This window comes from Bradyrhizobium sp. STM 3809, from assembly GCF_000239795.1.
Lineage (GTDB): Bacteria > Pseudomonadota > Alphaproteobacteria > Rhizobiales > Xanthobacteraceae > Bradyrhizobium.
On sequence record NZ_CAFJ01000734.1, the window covers coordinates 1 to 3,670 of the forward strand.

Consider the following 3,670-nt stretch of genomic DNA (forward strand, 5'->3'; position numbering starts at 1 on the left):
TACAGATCGAGGAAGCGATCGCGCAGCCGCGTTCGCAGGCCGAGATCAGGATCCTCCGGAATCAATCGTGTTGCTCCGGGGACGTGCTGATCGAGATACTCGATAATGATGCTCGACTCCGGAACGGTGCGCTGCGCGTTCTCGTCGCGCAGCACCGGAAACTTGCCCACCGGCCACAGCTTCAGGAATGCCGCCCGCTCATCCGCATCGCCGAGATTGACCAGCTTCGGCGTGAACGGAATATCGTTCTCATACAGCGCGATCAGCACCTTCCAGCAGAACGACGAGAGCGGATGATAGTAAAGCGTGAGAGACATGGGTTGCTCCTGATGCATCAATGAGAGAACAGCTTCAATGAAGCCTCAGGACACTTTCCCCTCCCGCCGGCACGTAGCGCACGATCACGACGCCGCTCGCCAACGCGCGGCTGTCGATCAGCCGCAGCTTCATCGCCTGCCCCGGCTTGAACAGGGGCGCTCCGCCGCCGAGCACGCGCGGATTGATCGCGATCCGATACTCGTCGATCAGGTCGTGCGCTATCAGTGTGGCGGCGAAATCCGCGCTGCCGAACAGGAACAGCTGTTTCACAGTCTCCGTCTTGAGCCTGTAGACTTCGGCCTCAGGCTGCTGGCCCAGCAGATGCGCGTTCGACCACGCGAGTTCGGACAGCTTGCGCGAGGCGACGTATTTCGGGATCGCGTTCATGAACTCGGCGATCACGCCCTGCTGGGTCGGCCAATAGCCGGCCATCAGGTCATAGGTCACGCGCCCGAACAGCAGCCCGCCCGCCTCCTGCAGTTGGGTCTGCGAGAACTGCTCCAGCTCGGGACCCCAGACCTCCTCATGCCAGGACAGGTCGCCGCCGGCGCCCGCGACCATGCCGTCGAGCGTCATCATGTCCCACAACACCAGCCTAGCCATCGGCACGCCTCCCTGACTGCTTTTATTTTGCAAGCAGTTGGAGGTGCCTATACCGATGCAATAATGCAAGCGGTTATTTGCGACGACGCTCACGAGATCCCGATGTCCGACCCTCAGCGCTCCGGCTGCCCGATCAACCTCACCCTGGAGGTGGTCGGCGACAAATGGAGCCTGCTCATCATCCGCGACCTGATGTTCGGCAATCGCCGGCACTATCGCGAGCTGCTCGGCGGCTCGATCGAAGGCATCTCCTCGAACATCCTCGCGGACCGTTTGAAGACGCTGCTCGCCGCCGGCATCATCAGCCGCCAGGACGATCCGAGCCACAAGCAGAAGGGCATCTACTCGCTGACCGAGCAGGGCATCGAGCTGCTGCCGATTCTCGCGCAGATGGCTGGCTGGGGTTACAAATATCTCCCGGTCTCGGACGAGCTGGGCATCCGCGCCAGGCTGCTGATGGAAGGCGGCCCGAAGATGTGGTCCGAGTTCATGGACGAGCTGCGCGAGATCCATCTCGGCGTGAAGCGGCGCAGGAGGGCCGGACCAAGCGTCGGCGAGCGGCTGCAGGCGGCCTATCAGAAGGTGGTTGCCGACAAGAAGGCCGGCGCCACGACGGCGTGATCGCTCTCAGCGCCTCTCTCCGCACCGCCACGACCATTCCGCAAGGCCGCAGGCCGTGAACCCGGAATCCCGATCTGGTCTCGGGTTCATTTTCAGCAAGCTCGAGATTCCGGGTTCAATCGCCAACGCTCGGCGCTCGGCGCCTGCGCATGGACGATTGCCCCGGAGCGACAGCGCGGAGCCGCAGCTCAGCTCCTTGAAGTCGTCAATTCGCAAGTCGTGACATCAGCGTCGCTCGGACCCGCGGTCCTCGCTGCTCAGAACGACGTATTGTCCGCCCGGTAGCGCGACGATCTGCGCGGCGCGCGCTCCGGGACCTGGTCGAGCTGCGCGATCGGCCGGCGATAGGTTTCGGCGCGGCGCAGCCAGCCGGCTTCCCACACCCGGTTCGATGGCAGATTGCGTACGCGCTGCTGCAGCACGCCCTGCACCGCATCGGAATATTCGGCGAGCACGGCCTTCGGCTCGGTCGTGGTGCCGTTCATCTTGAGCAGCACCTGCTTCAGTCCCCAGCCCTGGCGCTGCCCCGTCTCCTTGTCGACGGCCGTCTCGGACGGGTTGGTGCCCTCGCCCTTGAAGTTGATGTAGTCGATCAGCGGGTAGAGATCCTCCGACGCGCGCACGACGCGCGCATATTGCGCGACGATGTGCTCGCGCTCGGCGCTGTCCGGCGTGTTGGCGAGGATCTTGTCCATCGCGCCTTGCGCGCGCGCCACCAGGAACTGCGTCTGCTCGGCCATCGTGGCGAGCAGGAACTGCCGCAACTGCCGCATCTGCGGCGAGTTGAAATTCTTCTTGAACTCGGCGCGGCTGTTCCATGGACAGGGCGGAACCGGATTCTTGTCGAGCCACGCCGGCAGCGGCGTCTTGCCCTTGCGCAGGAACGCGATCAGGCCGGGAAAACCCTCTTCAAAAGGCGGCTTCGCGGTGGTCGGGTACCAGATGAAATGACCGATGCCGAGCGAGGCAAACTCCTCGCCGGCATTCCAGGAGGTGATCGCGTCGCGCCGGCCGCCGGCTTCATTGAGCCAGATCTTGCGGCCGATCATCTGCGCGACGCCGGCCGGCAGCACCCGCTGCGGAACCGTCAGGTTCTTGGCGTCCTTGGTCTCGCGGGCCGCCGTTCGTACATCGCCCTTGCGCTCGGCCGTGGCCGGCTTCGCGGGCTCCACGGACGGCACGGCGAGTTTCGGTGCCGGCGCTTGCGCCTCGGCCGGTCGTCCGACGGTTTCCGGGCCGGATTTTTGCGCGTCCTGCTTTTGCGGGTCCTGCTTTTGCGGGTCCTGGCTTTGTGTCTCCTGCTTCGGAAGCTCTGGCTTCTGCCCCTCCGGCTTGGGATTTTCGGCCTTTTGCGGCTGCGGTAACGGGGGCGCTGACGCGGCGTCGCGCGCGGCCTGCTCGGTTGCGGCGGGCTTCGCAGCAACGCTGCTGTCCGCACCGGCCGCGCCGCTCGCCGCCAGACCGAGGACGACGCACGACAGCAGCAGACTGCGTCGGGCACGCAGCACGCTGTCCGGCCGACGCCATGACGCCTGCCTCTCGGCCGTTCCCGAGATCAATGTGATTTGCTGGCTGATGGATTGACCGCCCATGTCGATTCTACCGAGCCTCTGACTTTACGCTACCAGTTCCGGATTCGTCCAAGACCAGGCCCGCGAGAACGGCCCGACGGGCAAATCGAACGCCGGACGCGGATCGCATCCGAGGCGGAATGCCTGCTTGGAGACGCCTGCGCAACCCGCAAATCCGCTGCGCGGATAAGTTTTTTTCGTGAAGACTTTCAAGCCGATCACCCCTGTCCAGTGCCTACCGTCAAAAACTTCTTCTTTCTTTTTTCCAGAATTCAGGCTCTCTTAACCACGTCCTGTTCCCGATCGAGAGGGACGTTTCGCGGTCGTCACGAACGTTGGGAGCGGGACGCGGTGGACGCGTCGATGTTGCAGCGTGGAGCATGATTCGGAACCGGAGGCCGTCGACGCGCATTGCGCCACAGCTTTCCGACAACATCATGCTCAGAAGTAGACACGCAGACGAACAACGCGGCGCGTACGGCGAAATCGTGTGGTCCTGACATCCCGAAGCTGATGTCGTGTCCGATGCCCGAGCGCATTGTGGCGAAAAACGGGGG

At 63.9% G+C, this 3,670-nt stretch carries 5 protein-coding genes; 1 reads left to right on the forward strand and 4 read right to left on the reverse strand.

The features are described 5' to 3' along the window. On the reverse strand, positions 1-317 hold a 317-nt coding region (locus BRAS3809_RS31440; protein WP_035659784.1), incomplete at its 3' end, for a glutathione S-transferase family protein. Positions 318-351: 34 nt separating this feature from the next. After that, entirely contained in the window at positions 352-921 is a 570-nt protein-coding gene (locus tag BRAS3809_RS31445; protein WP_035659781.1) for a dihydrofolate reductase family protein, read from the reverse strand. Between the two features lie 102 nt (positions 922-1,023). Between BRAS3809_RS31445 and BRAS3809_RS31450 the strand changes: the two genes are divergently transcribed. Beyond that, positions 1,024-1,542: a winged helix-turn-helix transcriptional regulator gene (locus BRAS3809_RS31450; RefSeq protein ID WP_008966048.1), complete on the forward strand. Its 519-nt coding sequence runs from the start codon at positions 1,024-1,026 to the stop codon at positions 1,540-1,542. A gap of 257 nt (positions 1,543-1,799) precedes the next feature. On the opposite strand, the gene BRAS3809_RS31455 is transcribed toward BRAS3809_RS31450, so the two are convergent. Together BRAS3809_RS31455 and BRAS3809_RS37190 are read right to left on the reverse strand one after the other, a co-directional pair. Further along, a complete protein-coding gene (locus tag BRAS3809_RS31455) occupies positions 1,800-3,134 on the reverse strand; it encodes a hypothetical protein (protein ID WP_008966049.1) in 1,335 nt (444 codons plus the stop codon). A 305-nt stretch (positions 3,135-3,439) separates the two neighbouring features. Then, positions 3,440-3,670 (reverse strand): hypothetical protein (locus tag BRAS3809_RS37190; protein ID WP_210161123.1); only part of this gene is annotated, 231 nt, incomplete at its 5' end.